This window comes from Rhodococcus sp. 14-2483-1-1 (genome assembly GCF_002259335.1).
Lineage (GTDB): Bacteria > Actinomycetota > Actinomycetes > Mycobacteriales > Mycobacteriaceae > Rhodococcoides.
The window spans coordinates 62,972-80,319 of the sequence record NZ_NPFX01000024.1 but is presented as its reverse complement, the minus strand read 5'-3'; the positions used below and the strand labels follow the sequence as shown (position 1 = coordinate 80,319).

Sequence of the window (17,348 nt, the reverse complement as noted above, 5' to 3'; positions counted from 1 at the left end):
CAGTGTGGTTGAAGGACTTTGGTTCTTGCGTGTCTGCGGAATTCATGGCGATTCATCTCTGCTGAATGGACGAACGGGCCGATTGCCGAGTCACGGTGGCGACCACCGCGAGCGGTCTGTCGTTGTGATCTCGATTCAGTGCCGCAGCGATCTCCTCATGGTCAGCACCGTTGATGTTGATTGTGTCCCAACCCTCACCGTCGAACCGTTTATCGATTCCATGCGGCCAACCCATACTTGCCGTGCCGTTGTCCAGGACGATGACCGTCAGTTGGTTCAAGCGCGCGCGTCCTGCAAAAGCCATCGCCTCGTGGTTGCTGCCCTCATCGAACTCTCCATCGCCGATGAGCACGAAGACTCTCGGTGCGTGACGATTTTGTATACGGAGTCCCATCGCGACGCCCACTGCGAGCGGCAAGCCATGGCCGAGCGAGCCACCCGACATTTCTACACCCGAGATTTTGGTTCGATCCGGCGCGAAGCCGAGTGGTGAGTTCTTTGTCGCCCAGGTATCGAGGAGCTCTGGTCGGAGGAACCCTTTGGCCGCAAGTACCGCGTAGTAGGCCATCGGGCCGTGACCTTTGGACAGCAAGAAGCGGTCCCTGTCGTCGTCGTCGGGGCTCTCGGGGGATACGTTGAGGATTTCGTCGTAGAGTACCCACAGCACGTCCATCGTCGATGAGGATGAGAACGAGTGCCTTTCGTCTCCCCGCATACGGGAGATCAGAGCAGGCAGATCGTCATAGCTGAATTCGGTTGGCTCTTGTCGCATCGCATTCTCTTCGAAGCGGATAGCAGTAGCTGGGCAGGAACGTGCAGCCGCGCGTACCAGCGAATGGTTGTCTGGGGAAGGTTTGTCCACGAGCAATGTGACTGTGCCGTCGTTACTCTGCTCGAAGACCTCGGGCGCGACGAGCACGCACTGACCGGAGCCGAAACACCTCCGCTCGTTCACGACGACTTTCATGACCGCTCGCTTCTCACCACGTCAGCTGTAGTTCTTCGAGGCCGAGAACAATGCTGGCGGAGCGGAGCCGAACGTCGTGCGAGGGTGAGAGGGCTAGGTCGGGAAAGCGCCTCAGTACCGCCGGCACGGCCGTGCGCAGGGTCATCCGAGCGAGTGAATGCCCAAGACAGAAATGGACGCCATGCCCGAAGGCGAGGTGACCGGCTACTCCCCTGGTGATATCGAGGTCGTCGGGTCTGTCCGTCAGATTGCTGTCGCGATTAGCGGCCAATAGGGACGGGATGACGAAAGATCCTGCCGGAATGGTCACCCCGGCGATTTGCACCTCGGTTACTGCCATGCGCGGTGGCTGCGAATGGGCGACCGACAACCACCGCAATAATTCCTCAATTCCGGAATTGACGCAGTTCGGGTCCTCGATCATCATGGCGGCTTGTTCCGGGTGATGCAAAAGGGCCAGTACACTGAGGCCGATCATGCTTGCTGTGGTCTCGTGTCCACCGAGCATGATCAGACTGATGATGCTGATAAGTTCGTCGGTGCTGAGGTTGTCGCCAATCTTGCGCGCCAGAATTCCCAACAAGTCGTCACCGGGTTGTTCCTGCGCACGGGTAACCAGGGTGGCCATGTATCGACGGTCTTCTCGCTGGGCAACCGCTCGTTGTTCTGCAGATGCCGACAGATCCAGGAGGCGTGCTGTTCGATCTCGCAATTCGTCGCGATCGGCATAGGGCACTCCCAACAGCTCACACAGTACGAGCAAAGAGACTGGTAGCGCGTAACGGTCCATAAGGTCGGCGGGTTGCCCGGCTTGCTCGAGACCATCCAATGCACTGTCCACTATCTCTGCGATGCGCGGCTGCAGGCGACTGAGCCGGTGCACTGAGAACTCCGCAGCAAGGATATGACGCAAGCGGGTGTGGTCGGGGGGATCGAGTCCGATGAGGTTACCGGCGCGCATGGCGGCTAGTTCATCTTCAATCACATCGCCGCCGCTGGGTATTGCGAACATTGGCGTGTGGGCGTTGCTGAACCGGTTTGAGTCTGCGAAGATTCGCCGGACGTCTTCGTAACGGCAGACGAGAAAAGCCGGGGCCCCGTAGAGTTCTCCTACTGGGATAACACCGTCGCGGTCACGGACCTGGGCGAGCTCTTCGGTCGGGTTCAGGCCGTTGCGTCGCATTTCTAAAGGTAAATCAGCCGTTCCGGCCATACCGGAATCCCTTCGATTGTTTGTAGAAGGACGAAGTGGCGCGCCGATGCCGAGGATCGCTGGCGCGTGGATAACTCGGATATCTCAGGCCACCGCTACAGACGCTCGCACGCGATAACCAAGTAGTCGATGCTGCGTTCGCGGAAGCCCTGGAGGAATGGTTCCTCGACACCTGTGCGCAACGCTGCCTGGTTGCGCAGGTCCCAGTACGGGATGGCTTCGTCGGTGTATCGCTGAACGTGATACGGCACCAGACCATTTGCTGCCAGAGTTTGGAAATAAGTACTGCGGGTGTGCATAGCGCACTGATATTCTTCGTCGATCAACCGTGATGCCTCGGAACGCTCAGCAACTACGTCGTTGCGGCACCAGGTGACTGCGACATAGCGGCCGCCGGGGCGCAGCAACCGGGCGAACTCGGTGAACGCCTCCCCTAGGTCGACACACATCGTGGTTTCGTTGGAGACGATGTAATCGAAGGTGTTGTCCTCGAAGGGGGCCTGAACCATGTTTGCGAAGTGGAATTGCACACGGTCCGAGCTCCCGCGTTCACGGGCCAACTTCTCTGCGAACTCGACATGGTGAGCGCAGTAGTTCACCCCGTCTACCCGGCAGCCGAATCGATCAGCGATTGTGAAGGTCGTTCCGCCTCGCCCCGATCCCGCGTCCATGACACGAGAGCTCGGTGAGACCTCCCCTAATGCATCGACGATAAGGTTGATTTCCAGCGACTCCATCCGGTGAAGTTCGCGCAGGATCAGTGACTCCCGCAGCTCCGCAGGTGCAGCGAGTACAGAGTGATCGTAGTCACCGATTCCGTAGTGGTGGTGGTACAAGCCGTCTTCAGTGCCCAGCAGCAGGTTGATATCGTCGGATTTTTTGGCATCCCAGTAGCGGCGCTGCTGTACGTCATGCTGGCCGAGGACTGCCACGTCGAGGTTCGGCATTTCAGGCTCCTTCAAGTTTGTGGTTTCCGGGTGGATGTCTCAGATGCGTTCGGCCGCAATCACTAGGTAGTTCAGTGAACCGTCGCTGTAGCCGCTGAGGAACGCATCCTCAACGCCGGTGCGGAGTTTGCTGTTGTTGCGTAGCTCCCAGTACGGCATAGCTTCGTGTGTGTACTGAGCCACGCGGTACGGAATCAGGCCGTTTGCCGCGAAGGCCTTGAAGTAAGTGCTTCGGCGGTGCATTCGGCATACGTAATGTTCATCGATCTGCCTTGTCGCGTCCGAGCGTGGGTCGACTGCGTCGTTGCGGCACCAGGTGGTCATTACGTAGCGACCGCCCCGTCGCAGTAGGCGGGAGAACTCGGCCATTGCTTCGTACGCGTCGGCGTACATCGTCGTCTCGTTTGAGACCACGAAATCGAAAGTGTGATCAGGAAATGGTGCCTGCAGCATGTTCCCGAGGTGGAATTGAACGCGGCTATCCCAACCGCGTTTGCGTGCGATCTGCTCGGCGAACGCGACGTGATGTTCGCAAAAATTGACGCCGTCGATTCGGCTCTCCGTCGCTCCAGCGAGACGAAAAGATGTTCCCCCGCGACCTGACCCGGCATCCATGCCGCGAGAGTTGGGCGGCAAAGGACCGAGGGCGTCGAGGATCAGTCCGACTTGATCATTCTCCATTCGATGCAACTCTCGCAAAATCGCGTTCTCTCGCTCCTCACCTACGGAATCCAGAATAGAGCGGTCGAAATCGCCAATCGCGTAGTGATGGTGGTAAAGATCATCATCAGCGCCCAGTAGAAGATTGATGTCATCGGTTGTTTTAGCGTCCCAGTGAGCTTTCAACTCACGTTCATAGCTATCGCGCGCATATTGATCTGCCGAGATCATCACAGTCTCCTTCTTCGGTTCTCCCCATCATTTCTGTATCTCAAGTCGACATGTCGAATGAACCATTGCGACCTGCAAGGTCGGCGACTTGATGATGTCTTCGACGCTACTTATCGAAATTAATTGCGGAAATACCTCCACAGCTCTTCGTCGCGAAGCGACAAAACTTTGGCACCGTGCGACAAGTGGGGTCGAAGTCCCCTACGGGGTCCAGTGCAGGTAGGCACCCATCTGCGCCGGCCGTGAGGAGACCATGGAAGCCGCAACCGGCCAACGATCAAGTCCTCGGAGTCGGGCCCTCCAAAGTCGACAACGACTACAGCCACGTCTACCGCGAGAACCCGCAGATCAATCGTCTTATGCCGTGAAGGCGATGCCCCGATCGGCGCGAGTGCGCGCGGACGTGACGGAGTGGCGTGGTAGCTACCGTGGACGGATAGCCGGACCGTCACTACCTCGAGCAAGGTCAAGAATTTTGTCTTGATGAATCCGTCACCCGGTCGTGTACTTGTTGCCCAGCGAGTTCGATCACGTCGACGCGGCGCGCCGGTACGAGAACCTTCGTTCCGGTCTTGACCACTCGGAATTGATCGGTGGATGTGTTCTCGAATTAGCTGGGTTCCGCGTAAAACCTTCTGAATTCCGAAGGCGAGCAACCCTTCAACTCGCGAAATAGCCGAGAAAGTCTCGACTGGTCACTAAGCCCCCACCGCGCACTGATGTCGCCTATCGGTATCTGTTGTAAGCTTGGGTCGATCAAATCGGCAGCGCACCTTTCAATGCGCTCATATGCTATATAAGCGGACAGAGTTCGCTCCTCTCGCTCGAAAGCGCGATGCAGCTGACGAACCGATACATGTAGTTTGCGCGCGAGTAGGTCGGGATTGAGCGTGGGATCAGAAAGATTCTTCTCGATCATCAAGCGCGCCGTCGCTACGAGGCCGGATTGCTGGTCAGGCGGTGCGTGGCCATGGGGCGGGTGCATTCCTTCCCACGCCAGTAATCGAACGGCTGAGATGACATTATGAGCCGTGAACGTGTTCAGCATTCCAATTTCTCTCGAAGTAGAATGTAAAGTATCTGAGAGTATTTTCCCCGTACCTTCAGCGTTTGGCACAACGCGAAGACCTCGACCCGAGGCGGCGTCGAAGTCTTCTCTTGAGCCCACCCTCTGCCGTAACGTGACTACCGCTAAACAGCTGGCACGGGTTACAGTCATTGTATAACTGTAATCGCTATAGTATAGGCCAATGCCTCCACTCTTCAGCGATATTTGGACGCCGTTCTGCGACAGAATTACTTCGCCCGATAAGACGTATTGAATCCTCACGGAGAATCGTGGATCGGCTTCGAGATCAACCTGTCGACGAGTAATTTCTCCTGGTCCGCACCGAATCGACGCTAAGCTGTCCCCATCGACTATTCGCGCAGTGAGTCGTGTCATACACTGTCGTTCAGGCGCGTGACACGCGGTTCCGTACACGGTGTACAGCTCGTGACTACGCTCTTCGCTAGATGCGTGGTCGGAAGTTTTGATCAGAGTTGTGGCATTGCGGTCGTTATGGGCATTGTCTCGGAACCTTTTTGAAGGTTCTCTATCGGTTGCAGCCATTTTCGCCCCCCGGCGCGAATCGTGTTCGGTCTTTAATTTGCTCATGTCCAGAGTCCGGCAGAACCGGCAACATCAACGGCCACAGGCGACGTGCTGTAACGGCTTCGACAGGTCGAGGCGTCGAGGCCGGATGCCCACTCCACGTTACTGCGGCCTGTTGGTGAAGTGATTGGAGTGATCTCTATGTGGTGTAGTCCGCGTTTATTCGAATGTATTCATCGGTGAGGTCGCAACCGAACACTCTCCAGGTGTCGGTGCCGATTCCGAGGTCTACGTTGATCTCGACGGTGGCAGTTGCAAGGTGTTCACGAACCACCTCGACGGTGTCGTGCTGGTCGAGTGACGAGCTCGGATACACATCGATGTCCGCGAATGCGACTCGGATTCTGTCGGGTTCTATGTCCACCTCGTTGCTACATTTTCCGATAGCCATGAGAACTCGACCCCAGTTGGGGTCTTCACCGTGGATCATCGTCTTGACCAAGGGAGAGTTGATGATCGACTTCCCGACCACGCGCGCTTGGCGCTCGCTCGATGCACCCGAGACCGTAGTGACGATCAGCTTGGTCGCACCTTCGCCGTCGCTGGCAATCATTTTCACCAGATCCGTGCACACTTCCTCGAGAGCCTGCTCGAACTCGGTATCGGGTACCGGGCCGGCGGCACCATTGGCGAAGACCGCCGCTGTGTCGCTGGTGGAGGTGTCGGTGTCGATCGAGACCGAGTTGTAGGTGCGGTCGACAACGTCACGAAAGATTCGGTTGAGCGTGTCCTGGGGGACGTCGGCGTCGGTGAAGACAAACGACAGCATGGTCGCCATGTCCGGTTCTATCATCCCGACGCCCTTCGCGATTCCAACGATGGTGCTGGTGCCGACGGCTCGTTCGGAGACCTTGGCGCGGGTGTCGGTGGTCATGATCGCTCGGGCCACCGCGTGCGCGTCGAGTGGTGTTCCCTGGCCGAGCCCGTCGAGTCCGGCGCGGATGGTGTCCATCGGATATTGCACTCCGATGACTCCGGTGGAGGCCATTATCAGGGCATCGGGTTCGATTCCTACGGTTCGTGCGACGGATGCGCGTATCTCGCTGGCGTTGCGGAGCCCTTCCGCGCCGGTCGCGACGTTGGCGTTCTTCGCCAACACGAGGACCCCGCGCGGACTGGTCTGCTCGATCGAGGTCTTGCTCAAGGTGACGCAGGGGCCCGCGAACAGTGACTTCGTGAAAACGACCGACGAGGTGCACGGCCTGTCGGAGATGACCATGGAGAAGTCGTCTTTACCTTCGTCTGCCAGTCCTAAATGGGTTGTCCAGCAGTGAAACCCTTGTGGGGACGCGGCGCTCATGTCTGCCCTTTCTGATCCGTGTGATGTCGAACTCAGGACGCTCTGCACCATGCCAGCAATGCGCGCCGGTCGGGCTTGCCGACAGACGTTTTCGGCCAGTCGGACATCAGAGTGATCTTTCCGATGAGACCGCAGCTGTTCATCACTTCGGTGACGCGAAGGTGGATTCGTCCGAGGTCTGCCCCGGTGGGTGCCAGGCGGCACAGTACTGTCGTCGGTGTGTCTGCTCCTGTGGCCGTTGGGGCGAAGACGACGACCTCGTCGACCTCGTCGAGTGCGGTGATCTCGTCGACCAGGACGCCTGCCGAACAGAGTTGACCGTGGTTGTTTGTCCATACGTCATCGATGCGGCCCAGGACGTTGATGGCACCGTTGTCGTGGACCATCACCGCGTCCCCGCTTCGATACCAGCCGTCCGTGAATGCGCTCTGTGTACGGTCCGGGTGTCCCCAGTAGCCTTCGGCTCGGTGCGCTCGGCGGAATTCGGGCTCGCCCACTCGATAGGTATCTGCGTCGATTCCGTGGATGGGGCGCACTCGCATCTCCACCCCGGGTAGGGGCCGCAGTTCGGCCGCGCTCTGCAACTGTGGCCGCAGATCTGCGCACATGATGCCGCACTCGGTGGCCCCGTAGAGCCTGCGTAGGTGGACCCCGCACCGCTGGTGGATCAGTCGCGCAGTGGTCGGCGTCAGGAGAGCCCCGCCCGTCAGTGCGGTGGTCAGGTGTTCACCCATTCGCTCCGATGCCGCCGGTGACGCTGCGATCGCGTCGTAGTGCGAGGGAAGGGCGCTCATATAGGTACCGTTCCAGTCGCAAATCGCTCTCGCGTGGGCAGAGGCCGGGAGACCGGCGTCGAGGTGCACCGTGGGTGCTCCCGAGAGCAAGCCCGCGAGAACGTGAACGTCCATCCCGTGCGCGAAATCGAGGGGGTGGATGTTGATGATCACATCGTCGGCTGTCAGACCGAGCTGCTGGCACCAGTCGGTGCGGTCGGCGAACAGCGATTCCTCGGTCCAGTACACCCATTTCGGCTCACCACTCGATCCGGATGTTTCGAGGATTCTTCCTCGCACGGTGTCGTGCTCGGTCACGTCGCATTGACGCGTTGGGTTGCAGTATCGGAGCTTTCGGGTTGCTGCATCGAACACGGAGGCCAGTTCGGGCAGGTCGGGGTCGATGTCGTGGTCGGTAATGGCGTGCCAGCGGCGGCCCAGTGCGCTCAGTCGGTCCCATGCTGGATGCCGCGTCCGGCTCGCCAGGTGCACGCCGCCGGCGGCCATCGTTCCCAGTAGTGCTGCAACGAAGTCTGCGGCCCCGGGGTGATGATCGACGACGACCACGTCGCCTTCGTCGATCACCGGTGCCAGTGCATCACGCCATGCCATCGCCGCGGCCGACAGCTCCCCGAACGTCGTATGGCGTCGTCCCTGGTGAAGTGCGTCCTGATCCTGTTGGGGCATGCTGTTCAGTGCGGCGAGGAACCCTCGCGCGTCAGACATTGATCTGTCCTCGGAACAAGTGTCTGACGCTGCCCGGTTCGATCGTTGTCCGCCCGTGCAGAACCTGTTCGTTGTCGAGGACGAGAAGATCACCCGGGGCCCAGTCGTGCGAGTAGAAGCTGGTACTGCCCCGCAGGTAGGAGTCGAGCCGTGCGAAGACGGCCCGGCTGTCTTCTTCGGTCGAGCCCGCCAGACGGACCGACCATCCTGCGGGGGTGGTCCGTTCCTCGGTGAACGGGAGTGCCACGTTCAACCGCGTTGTCCCCGTTGCTGATCGCACTGCAGGTGGAATCGACAGCCAGCGGTGCGCGACGTCGGGAAAGTGGGATTGGTCGGTGACGTAGTACTCCCAATCCACGTCGGTCACCGTGCTCAGGTCCGGTGGGAGTGTTGCATCGAGTAGATCCGATTGCAGACAGAGTTCTGTGCGTCCGGATCCTGTGGGCTGATCGACTGCATTGCAATACAGCGCAATGTATTTGGGACAGGTCCCGACAAGTGTGCCGTCGGTGTGCAGAGGCAGGGCACTGCGCCCGGTGACGACGCGGTCCGGTAGCGGGCTTGCGTCGAGATCGAGCAGACCTGCGCTTCCGGTGCCGAACCGATGTGTGGCGAGAGTCCCGAGCCCCTGCACGAAGACCTCGAAGTCGCTTCTGCCGAAGTCGACGTCGCCGACCAGAGCGAATCCATCCCGGGTGGCCACTGCCGCGAGATCTCCGGGATCGGTGGCCGTCACCGCTGCTCACCGCCGACCGCAACATCGTGGTTTCCCAGAGGGACCTCATCGAGGGTCTGTGCCCGGATTTGGGCACAGACGGCAGCCAGTTGTTCTCCGAGCGCGCCGTCCAACCCTGCTGACAAACCCGCCCCTTGGTGGATTGCGACTTTTCTCCCGAACGCAGTCTCACGGGGCAGTTGGTAGGCCGCGAGCTCGCGGAGGTAGTACTTTTCGATGCCGTCGACGGTCTTCAGCTGAGCGGGGACACTCTGTTGAAGGTGCAGTAGAGCAGGACTCCAGTACGGGTGGTACATGCGCGGCCCTGGGGTGAATTGGCCGGTCACCATCATTCCTGATGCGCTGGCGTCGTCGATACGTTCGTTCAGATCGCCGGCGACTGCGCCCATACCGAAATCGCTTCCGGCGTTGAGCAGATCGCTGCCGAGTCCGGTCACGAGGTCGGCACCACATGCTCGCGCCAACTCGAAGGCCACTGTCACCAGCAGATGCACGGTGATGACTTCTGCATCATCGGATTGAGTGTGCTGCATGCACGGGTAGATCGCCGCTGTCGATTCCTGTGCGGTGACGTCGATGACGTCGAGCGGCAGACCGACGTGGCGCGCTGTTCGAGAGGCACCGTCGATTTCGTCACCCCAGGGTGTGCGGAGGGTCAGTGCACGGACGTCGGCACCGGCCCTCCACAAGTAGGAGGCGAGGAGTCCGGAGTCGACACCACCGGAGAGCAGTAAGCGAATGGGACGACCCGACGATGCGATTTCCGTTGCTGCAGTGCGTAATCCATGGTCGAGCCACCCCATGGCCTGTTCGAGCGAACACCCTGGGACACCGCCCGACGGCGACGATCGGGGGACAGCGCGGTGCACCGACAACTCTCCGTCGGCGGAGCAGACCAGAGTCGTCCCGGGGCGAAGTGCCGTGGTGGTTCCTGCGCGGTGACCGACACTCGCGGCGGTCGCCGCGAATTGCGCTCCCACCGCCCATGTCCGTGCATCATCGGTGCGGGAGAGAAAGACTCGGCATTCGCCGTGCAGCGGCGTCGTGATCATGACTGTTCCGTCGTTGCGGTTCAGAACGGGGCCGGTATGTCCGCCAACACGGCGGATGCGGCCGCTGTGCGAAAAGACGACCCACCCATGATCGGTTGGGGTCATGGGTTGTCTCCGACAATTGTGCGCATCTTCTGTTGGGCCGCATCGCCTGCAGCGAACCCCGCTCGGTGGCCGGCTATTGCTGCAATACGGGCTCGTTCCATGTCGAGCAGCAGATCGTGGTTGACGAACGCCTTGGTGCGGGCAAACGGCACCGATTGGTACTCGGCCAGTGCCTGTGCTCGGGTGCATCCTGCAGCGAGCGGGTCACTATGGGCTGCAACGAGTTCATCGAGGAGGCCGTCGGAGAGTGCGGTGGTACCGAGCCATCGATCGCACCCGATGATCATTCGATTCGCCACGGCAGGCCCTACTCGGCGTTGCAGGAGCGGAGCTCCGAGTATGCAGGAGATACCCAACTTGAGCTCGGGCATACGGAGGTCCGACGTCGACGTTCCGATGCGCCAGTCGGCGCACAGTGCCAACTGAAGACCGATGCCGATGCAGTATTTGTCGATGACTGCCACGGTCGGTTTCGAGATCGACAGAACTGCTCGATACATGTCCACGCAGGCGTCGATCCATCGGTTGACCTCGGAGCCTCCCGTGAAGTCCTTGACTTCGTTGAAGTCACCGCCGACACCGAAGGATCGACCGTCTCCCCCGTACAGAACCAGCCCCTCGACATCCGGGGTGTCCCCTAGCTGCCAGACCAACTCGGTGATGCCGCGCATCTTGTCTGTGGAGAACGTGTTGTGTCCTTCACCGTCGAATTCGATGATCGCCAAGGGGCCGTTGCGAACTGCAGTACCGCCATGGGCTTCGGGCGACCTGGGCCGATCGTGGGGCTCGTGGGTGGCGGAGGGTGAGTGCAGTGTTCTCACGCTTCGACCAGCTCCCCACGCTTTCGGCGGTCTGCGTCGAGGGCGCGGCGTGTGTAGAGACGTTGTCCCCATTGTTCGCTGTGATCGGCGCTGATAGCGGTGCCGTTGCATATTGTGGTGACGATTCGATGGAATTGAGCCAGTGCGGCGGCGGCGGTGCGTTCGCTCAAGCTCGTCTCGGATTCGCCTGGGACGATGTCGAATCGGTCGACTGCGATGATCGGACCGCCATCTACCTTCGGGGTGATGATGTGGCAGGTGGCCCCGAATTGCGTCTGGTTGTCGTCGATCGCGTAGCGATATCCGCCGATCCCTCGGTAGTTCGGGGTCGCCGGGTGGAAGTTCACGGCCAGTTCCCGCACTCGATCGAGTGTGGCCTCGGACAGGATGAAGTCCGATTTGAAGGACAGAAGCAGGTCGCACCCGTGCCACTGATCGAACGATCGAGTTACTGGATCGCCGTAGTCCCAGGCAAACCAGTCGACGTCGGCGAATCTGCGGCGGAGAAAGTCGTGGGCGAGTTCGCCCCACCGTGATCCGTCGGAGATGAGCAGAACAGAGCGGGTGTCTTTCATCGAGTGACAACTCCTTCGGTGAGTGGGAGAGCCCAGCAGTACGCGAATCCGGCACCTGCTTCGTGTAGAAAGGTGTCTGCCTCTTCGTAATCGGCCAGAGCCGAGCTGTATCGGCCGTATTTCGGGGACGTCCGGCCGATGCATCGAGCGGAGCCCTTGTACAGCTCGACGGTCACTGTGCCCGTCACGCGGTGAGCCAGACGGGCGCAGTAAGCATCGAGTGCTGCACGCAGATCGGTGAACCAGTAGCCGTAGTAGACCAACTCTGCGTACTGGTCGGCGATGGACCGCTTGTGGTGGAGCGTCTCTCGGTCCAGTACGAGTGCTTCGAGATCGGTTCGTGCAGCGAGAAGAACTGTTGCAGCGGGTGCTTCGTAGATTCCGCGGCTCTTGAATCCGACGATGCGGCTCTCGAGAATTTCGGTACGCCCGATACCGTTCGCGGCCGCTGTGTCCCCGAGTTCGCTGACCAGGTCGATCAGGTCGAGCTTGCGGCCGTCGAGAGCGACGGGGATGCCTGCTTCGAACTCGATCGTGATCGTTGTTGGACGATCCGGTGCCTGCACCGGCGCGGTCGTGATCTGCCATGCATCGGGCGGTGGAGCGTGGTCGATGAGGTCGAGATCCCCGCACTCGATGCTGGTGCCCCAGATATTGGTGTCGATGCTGTACGGCGTCGTCTTGCTGACACCCACATCGATACCGTGACGATCGGCGTAGGCAATTTCGCTACCGCGGGAGGTCATTTCCCAATCGATGACAGGTGCGAGGATGTCGAGCTCGGGAGCCAACGCCCGCACGGAGGTGTAGAACCGGACCTGATCGTTTCCCTTGCCCGTGGCACCGTGAGCGACTGCGGATGCACCGCGTTCGCGAGCGATGCTGACCAGCCGCTCGGCGATCAACGGTCGAGACAACGGTGCAGCCAGAAGATATTTTCCCTCGTATGCAGCGCCGGCGGCGAGAGCCGGGATTGCATAGTCGTGGAGGAACAGGTCTCGGACGTCTTCGACGATAACTTCCGACGCGCCGGCCGCGGTTGCGCGCTTCGAGACGGCCTCGAGGTCCTCGATTTGGCCGAGGTTCGCGCAGTACGCGATGACCTCGGTCTGATAGCGCTCTTTGAGCCAGTGCACGGCAACGGATGTGTCCAATCCGCCGGAATATGCCAGGACGATGCTCATACCCCGACCTCCATCGCGAGTTCGGGCACGCTCACGCCGCCGACGACGGATCGCGCTGCTCGTAGGCATTCCGCCTTCGCCTCCCAGAGGCGGGTTCTGGCTTGCCGGATTTCGGCGAGTCTGTCGGTCACGTCGGCCAGGCCTTGCTCCTGCTGTTCGGAGACCCGCGTCGGTCCGGTGGATCCGGCAGAGATGTAGCTGCGCAGTGTGTGGAGCGGATCGCATATCTGCTTCATGTCGACCTCACTGATGTCGATGTCGTGTTCCTCGCGGAGGAAAGTGGTGGTGAACGCGACGTTGCGCAGGGTGTGACCGGCTGCGAGGGCGGCGTTGACGAGGTCACCGGTGATGCGGTGGGCTGTGCGGAAAGGAACGTCGAACCGAGAGACCAAGATGTTGGCGATCTCTGTCGCGGTCGAGAAGTTGTCCCAGCACAGGGCTCTGCCGCGAGCACCGTCGAACGCGGTGTGCAGGTTCTGGCGTCGGCACAGGCGAATGGTGTCGAGGTACGTATCGAGGGCGCCCCAGTAAACCGGTTTGTCCTCCTGCAGGTCGCAGCTGTACCCGAGACCGACCGACTTCTCCATCACCAGCAGTTGCACCAGCGCACCCACCGCGCGACCGGACTTCCCTCGCGCCAGTTCTGCAACCACCGGATTCTTCTTCTGCGGCATGATCGAGCTACCGGTCGCGAACGAATCGTGCACTTCGGCGAGAGCGTATTCGTTCGAGCTCCAGGTGACGATCTCTTCCTGCATGCGAGATAGATTCACAGCACCGCTGGCAGCTGCGCCCGCTACTTCGACTGTCCAGTCCCTCGTCGACGTCGCATCGAGCGCATTGACCATCGGTGCATCGAACCCGAGAAGCCGGGAGGTGTAATCGCGGTCCAGGGCGAATGTAGTTCCGGCGAGCGCACACGCGCCGAGCGGATTGATGTTGATGCGCTTCCAGGCATCCATCAGTCGGGAGGCATCACGCAGCAAGGCCTGTGCGTGCGCAGCCTTCCAAAATGCTACCGAAATCGGTTGCGCTGCCTGCGAATGCGTGTAGCCGGGTAGAACTGCTTCTCGTTCCGACTCGGGGCACCCGAGCAGATCCTGCACGAACATGAGCAGTTCTTCGCTGGCATCGAGCAGCCACTCGCGGGTGACCATGCGTGCGTCGGTCTGCACCTGATCGTTTCGGGACCGTGCGGTGTGCATGCGGCCGCCGACGGGTCCGATCCGTTCGATGAGCATGAATTCGGTGTTGAGGTGCACATCTTCTTGTCGGACGTCGAGCTGCAATCCACCGTCGGCTCGGCTGCTCTCCATGTCGAGCAGCCCAGCGAGAAGCGCTTTGGTGTCGGGTTCGGTGTTGATTCCCGCGCGACCGAGCATCAGAACATGAGCGATGTTCTGCCACAGGTCGTGTTCGAGCATTCTGCTGTCTACCGATGCTGTCTCTGTGTAGCGAAGTACATCGTCGGTGATATCGGTGGAGAATCTTCCACCCCAGAGCTTTTCGCTCATTGATCGGTACCCCTCTGTGTGCGTGATGGTTCGGTTTCGGTACAGGAAAGTTCGGGTTAGGGCACGGCAAAGCCAAGACCTGGCGGGATTGGACGGCCCGGGGCGCGGACCCGGGCCAAGGCGTCGTTACACAATCAAGTCAGGTCGGGCTCGGGTCGAGTAGTTGAAAGAGCGAAGGGAGAAGGGCTCGGACGGCGGGGGTGTTTACTCGAAGGCCAGCCGGACGCCGAATCCCACCAGAACAACACCCAGTCCACGCTCGAGCCACGCCCCCAAGCGGCCCTTCTCCAAGAACCGGCGAGCGGACGAGGCAAGAAGTGCGTACGAGGACAGACATATCAGCGCCACCACGAACTCGATCGACATGAGCAGCATGGACCAAACGAAAACGTTCCCGTCGCGCGGAATGAACTGCGGCAGCACCGCCAGGTAGAACGCACCCATTTTCGGATTCAACAGGTCCGCGACGAAACCGGTCATGAACGCTCGCGACCACTTCGGCTGGTGCGCGTTGTAAGTCGCGGCATCGACGTCGGTGAAGCTGCCCTTGCGCTGCCAGATACTCTGAATTCCTAGAAACACCAGGTAGGCGGCACCTGCGATACGTACCGCGTCGAATGCCCCGGGGACGCTGGTGAGCAAGGACGCCAACCCCACGGCCGCAGCGATGCCCCAGGCCATCGACCCCGTCGCCGCACCCAAAGCTACGGCGATGCCGTGACGCACACCGCCGGTAAGCGAGTGCTTGACCGCCAACATGACGTCAGGACCTGGGATTATTCCGAAGACGATAGCGACGGGGAGATAAGCCAGAACGGGGTTGTTCACGGCAAGAACGGTACGACCGCTCCAGCATCGATGCACGTTTCCTAAGTATCGCTGATCTAGGTTTAGTATTTGTGGATGTACAACCACGATCAGCTCGCCACACTTGCCGCGATCTGCGATTCAGGGTCGTTCGAGGGAGCTGCAACGGCGTTGCACATCTCGTCTTCTGCAGTCAGCCAACGCATTACCGCGCTCGAACGAGCGTCGGGGGCCGCGCTGCTACAGCGAACCAGGCCGGTACTACCCACCAGAAACGGGCAAGCCCTGCTCCGACTCGCGCGGCAGATCGAAGTCCTCACCGTCGACGCCGACGCTGAGCTACGCGGCGGCTCAACGACAACGAATACTGCTGCACCGCTGCGCTTTTCACTTGCTATCAATGCCGATTCGGTCTCGACGTGGTTCCAACCGGTGATGAAAGCGATAGCCGTCGACCGACGGATACTGCTGGACCTCCACATCGAAGATCAGGACCATACAGACGCTCTACTGCGTCAAGGCGCGGTCATGGCCGCCGTGACGACCTCACGCACCGCAGCACCTGGCTGTACGGTCGAACCGCTCGGAGCCATGGTCTATTGGCCCGCGTGCGCACCCTCACTCATTCGCGACGCCGACTCCGACGGTTGCGATCCCAGCCGCCTCCCGATGCTGCGATTCGACAAAAAGGACGACCTGCAACACGCCTATCTACGCAAGATCAAGGCGCACCGTGAGCCCCCGATCCACTACCTCCCATCGAACCGCGAATTCCTGACTGCAGCTCGACTCGGACTCGGGTGGGGCGTGCTACCGGAAGGACAAATCGCACGCGACCTCGCCGACGGGACACTCGTTCACCTCGACCCCGACCACAACGTCACCATTCCCCTGTATTGGCAACGATGGCACCTGCCATCCGAAACCCTCGACAGAATCACAGGCTGGGTACGCGATGCTGCACATAACGCATTGATCGACACACCCAAAGAACGAAAAACAGCGAACCGTCCCCCAGGTCATGCGGTGACCGGCGCGGCAACACCGGAACCTGCGTGAGTCCGGCGGTCATCGGTCCAGCTGTGACGGCTAATTGCACACCCTGATTGGACCAAAGTTGCGGCGATGCACGCCGGTCGCATGGTCCGCCGCCGGGTGCGCGCCTAAGGTCGCCGATCGCTGACCGAGCATACGACGCGGGGCGTTGAGCCTCGACCGAATGCTCCACCACGCATCGAAGTATCGATCGGCGCGGATCCCATAGTGTACGAAAAGCAGTGATTGCTGGCAGCACAACTGAAAAACGTCAAAACAGCTACTGCTGCAGCTTTTTTCAGACTGGGAGTACGCACGGCCTGCGGCGGCGCGGGTCTCTGTTCCGTCAGGGTGAGGCGAGTGCCTCGGACAGGTAACGAATCAGTGCCGCCTTGAGCTCGGTCACGAGCTGGTCCTTCTTGTTAGTTTTTTCTGCGGCGATGACGGGCATCATTCCGCGGGTGATCTGCAAGGCCACCAGCGCGTGGAGGTCGATGCGTTCGCTGGACAGGGTCGGTGCGAGTGCGGCCAAGGTCTGGGCGACCCTCTGGGAGAGTTCGCTCTGCAATGGTACGACTGCGGTATACAGGGCAGGCTGGGTATCTGCTCGCGAGAACAGTTGCAGGAAAGCCGGATTGGCCGCATTGAAGGCGACCATATTGTCGACGGCCCGGTCGATGAACTGCGGTAGAGATTCCACGAAGCCGTCCGGTCGCGGATCGACCGCGGCCGATTGGGCGTCGGTCAACTCCACGACGTAGCGTTCCGCCAATGCTGCGGCGATGTCTTCCTTGTTTCTGAAGAACTGGTACAGCGAACCCGGTGACATGCCCGATTTGCTGGCGATAGCGTTCGTGGTCGCTGCGTCGAACCCGACTTCTCCGAACAACTCCTCCGCACCGTCGAGGATCGCAGCGATGCGCTTGAGTCCGCGATCCTGACGCTTGGGTGCAGGAGAGGTAGTTGGCGTCGAGGTATTCGGCATGTGAACTCCAGGCTTTCCGGTAGACAAGACGAGCTTTCGCTCGTATTCTCGCAAATCACGAGC

At 60.4% G+C, this 17,348-nt stretch carries 15 protein-coding genes; 1 reads left to right on the top strand and 14 read right to left on the bottom strand.

Annotated elements, in window-relative coordinates:
* Window positions 1-52: 52 nt before the first annotated feature.
* The 13 genes from CH294_RS25740 to CH294_RS25675 form a co-directional block, all read right to left on the bottom strand.
* Entirely contained in the window at window positions 53-967 is a 915-nt protein-coding gene (locus CH294_RS25740; protein ID WP_080730063.1) for a ferredoxin, read from the bottom strand.
* A gap of 13 nt (window positions 968-980) precedes the next feature.
* Window positions 981-2,180, bottom strand: a complete 1,200-nt coding sequence (locus CH294_RS25735) for a cytochrome P450 (protein ID WP_015586131.1) — start codon at window positions 2,178-2,180, stop codon at window positions 981-983.
* 95 nt (window positions 2,181-2,275) lie between these two features.
* The gene (locus tag CH294_RS25730; protein ID WP_032365004.1) at window positions 2,276-3,127 is read right to left on the bottom strand and encodes a methyltransferase domain-containing protein; all 852 of its coding nucleotides are present in this window, start codon (window positions 3,125-3,127) and stop codon (window positions 2,276-2,278) included.
* Window positions 3,128-3,166: 39 nt separating this feature from the next.
* A complete protein-coding gene (locus CH294_RS25725) occupies window positions 3,167-4,018 on the bottom strand; it encodes a class I SAM-dependent methyltransferase (protein ID WP_015586129.1) in 852 nt (283 codons plus the stop codon).
* A gap of 1,793 nt (window positions 4,019-5,811) precedes the next feature.
* Window positions 5,812-6,972 (bottom strand): bifunctional glutamate N-acetyltransferase/amino-acid acetyltransferase ArgJ, encoded by a 1,161-nt coding sequence (argJ, locus tag CH294_RS25715; protein ID WP_032365003.1) that lies wholly within the window; start codon window positions 6,970-6,972, stop codon window positions 5,812-5,814.
* Between the two features lie 32 nt (window positions 6,973-7,004).
* Window positions 7,005-8,471, bottom strand: a complete 1,467-nt coding sequence (locus CH294_RS25710; RefSeq protein WP_032365002.1) for a class I adenylate-forming enzyme family protein — start codon at window positions 8,469-8,471, stop codon at window positions 7,005-7,007.
* Window positions 8,464-9,207 carry a TauD/TfdA family dioxygenase gene (locus tag CH294_RS25705; RefSeq protein WP_015586125.1) on the bottom strand — a complete coding sequence of 248 codons (744 nt, stop codon included), beginning with the start codon at window positions 9,205-9,207 and terminating at the stop codon, window positions 8,464-8,466. Before CH294_RS25705 ends, CH294_RS25710 begins: the two co-directional genes overlap by 8 nt.
* Window positions 9,204-10,259: an asparagine synthase C-terminal domain-containing protein gene (locus CH294_RS25700; RefSeq protein WP_033188359.1), complete on the bottom strand. Its 1,056-nt coding sequence runs from the start codon at window positions 10,257-10,259 to the stop codon at window positions 9,204-9,206. Before CH294_RS25700 ends, CH294_RS25705 begins: the two co-directional genes overlap by 4 nt.
* Before the next feature lie 101 nt (window positions 10,260-10,360).
* On the bottom strand, window positions 10,361-11,185 hold the full coding sequence (locus CH294_RS25695) for an enoyl-CoA hydratase/isomerase family protein (protein ID WP_052047791.1): 825 nt from the start codon (window positions 11,183-11,185) through the stop codon (window positions 10,361-10,363).
* Window positions 11,182-11,760 carry a formyltransferase family protein gene (locus tag CH294_RS25690; RefSeq protein ID WP_032364999.1) on the bottom strand — a complete coding sequence of 193 codons (579 nt, stop codon included), beginning with the start codon at window positions 11,758-11,760 and terminating at the stop codon, window positions 11,182-11,184. Before CH294_RS25690 ends, CH294_RS25695 begins: the two co-directional genes overlap by 4 nt.
* Window positions 11,757-12,944: an argininosuccinate synthase gene (locus tag CH294_RS25685; RefSeq protein WP_015586121.1), complete on the bottom strand. Its 1,188-nt coding sequence runs from the start codon at window positions 12,942-12,944 to the stop codon at window positions 11,757-11,759. Before CH294_RS25685 ends, CH294_RS25690 begins: the two co-directional genes overlap by 4 nt.
* Window positions 12,941-14,458: an argininosuccinate lyase gene (argH, locus tag CH294_RS25680; RefSeq protein ID WP_052047792.1), complete on the bottom strand. Its 1,518-nt coding sequence runs from the start codon at window positions 14,456-14,458 to the stop codon at window positions 12,941-12,943. Before argH ends, CH294_RS25685 begins: the two co-directional genes overlap by 4 nt.
* Before the next feature lie 204 nt (window positions 14,459-14,662).
* Window positions 14,663-15,286, bottom strand: coding sequence for a LysE family translocator (locus tag CH294_RS25675; RefSeq protein ID WP_032364998.1), 624 nt, complete (start codon window positions 15,284-15,286; stop codon window positions 14,663-14,665).
* Window positions 15,287-15,361: 75 nt separating this feature from the next.
* On the opposite strand from CH294_RS25675, the gene CH294_RS25670 reads away from it, so the two are divergent.
* The gene (locus tag CH294_RS25670) at window positions 15,362-16,324 is read left to right on the top strand and encodes a LysR family transcriptional regulator ArgP (RefSeq protein WP_015586118.1); all 963 of its coding nucleotides are present in this window, start codon (window positions 15,362-15,364) and stop codon (window positions 16,322-16,324) included.
* 322 nt (window positions 16,325-16,646) lie between these two features.
* Here CH294_RS25670 and CH294_RS25665 read toward each other — a convergent pair whose 3' ends face one another.
* On the bottom strand, window positions 16,647-17,285 hold the full coding sequence (locus CH294_RS25665; protein ID WP_015586117.1) for a TetR/AcrR family transcriptional regulator: 639 nt from the start codon (window positions 17,283-17,285) through the stop codon (window positions 16,647-16,649).
* Window positions 17,286-17,348: the final 63 nt, after the last annotated feature.

Coding starts and splice junctions, on each gene's coding strand:
- argJ (WP_032365003.1), bottom strand. CDS start 6,972: ATGAGCGCCGCGTCCCCACAAGGGTTTCACTGCTGGACAACCCATTTA.
- argH (WP_052047792.1), bottom strand. CDS start 14,458: ATGAGCGAAAAGCTCTGGGGTGGAAGATTCTCCACCGATATCACCGAC.
- CH294_RS25710 (WP_032365002.1), bottom strand. CDS start 8,471: ATGTCTGACGCGCGAGGGTTCCTCGCCGCACTGAACAGCATGCCCCAA.
- CH294_RS25685 (WP_015586121.1), bottom strand. CDS start 12,944: ATGAGCATCGTCCTGGCATATTCCGGCGGATTGGACACATCCGTTGCC.
- CH294_RS25665 (WP_015586117.1), bottom strand. CDS start 17,285: ATGCCGAATACCTCGACGCCAACTACCTCTCCTGCACCCAAGCGTCAG.
- CH294_RS25700 (WP_033188359.1), bottom strand. CDS start 10,259: ATGATCACGACGCCGCTGCACGGCGAATGCCGAGTCTTTCTCTCCCGC.
- CH294_RS25740 (WP_080730063.1), bottom strand. CDS start 967: ATGAAAGTCGTCGTGAACGAGCGGAGGTGTTTCGGCTCCGGTCAGTGC.
- CH294_RS25670 (WP_015586118.1), top strand. CDS start 15,362: ATGTACAACCACGATCAGCTCGCCACACTTGCCGCGATCTGCGATTCA.
- CH294_RS25730 (WP_032365004.1), bottom strand. CDS start 3,127: ATGCCGAACCTCGACGTGGCAGTCCTCGGCCAGCATGACGTACAGCAG.
- CH294_RS25725 (WP_015586129.1), bottom strand. CDS start 4,018: ATGATCTCGGCAGATCAATATGCGCGCGATAGCTATGAACGTGAGTTG.
- CH294_RS25735 (WP_015586131.1), bottom strand. CDS start 2,180: ATGGCCGGAACGGCTGATTTACCTTTAGAAATGCGACGCAACGGCCTG.
- CH294_RS25690 (WP_032364999.1), bottom strand. CDS start 11,760: ATGAAAGACACCCGCTCTGTTCTGCTCATCTCCGACGGATCACGGTGG.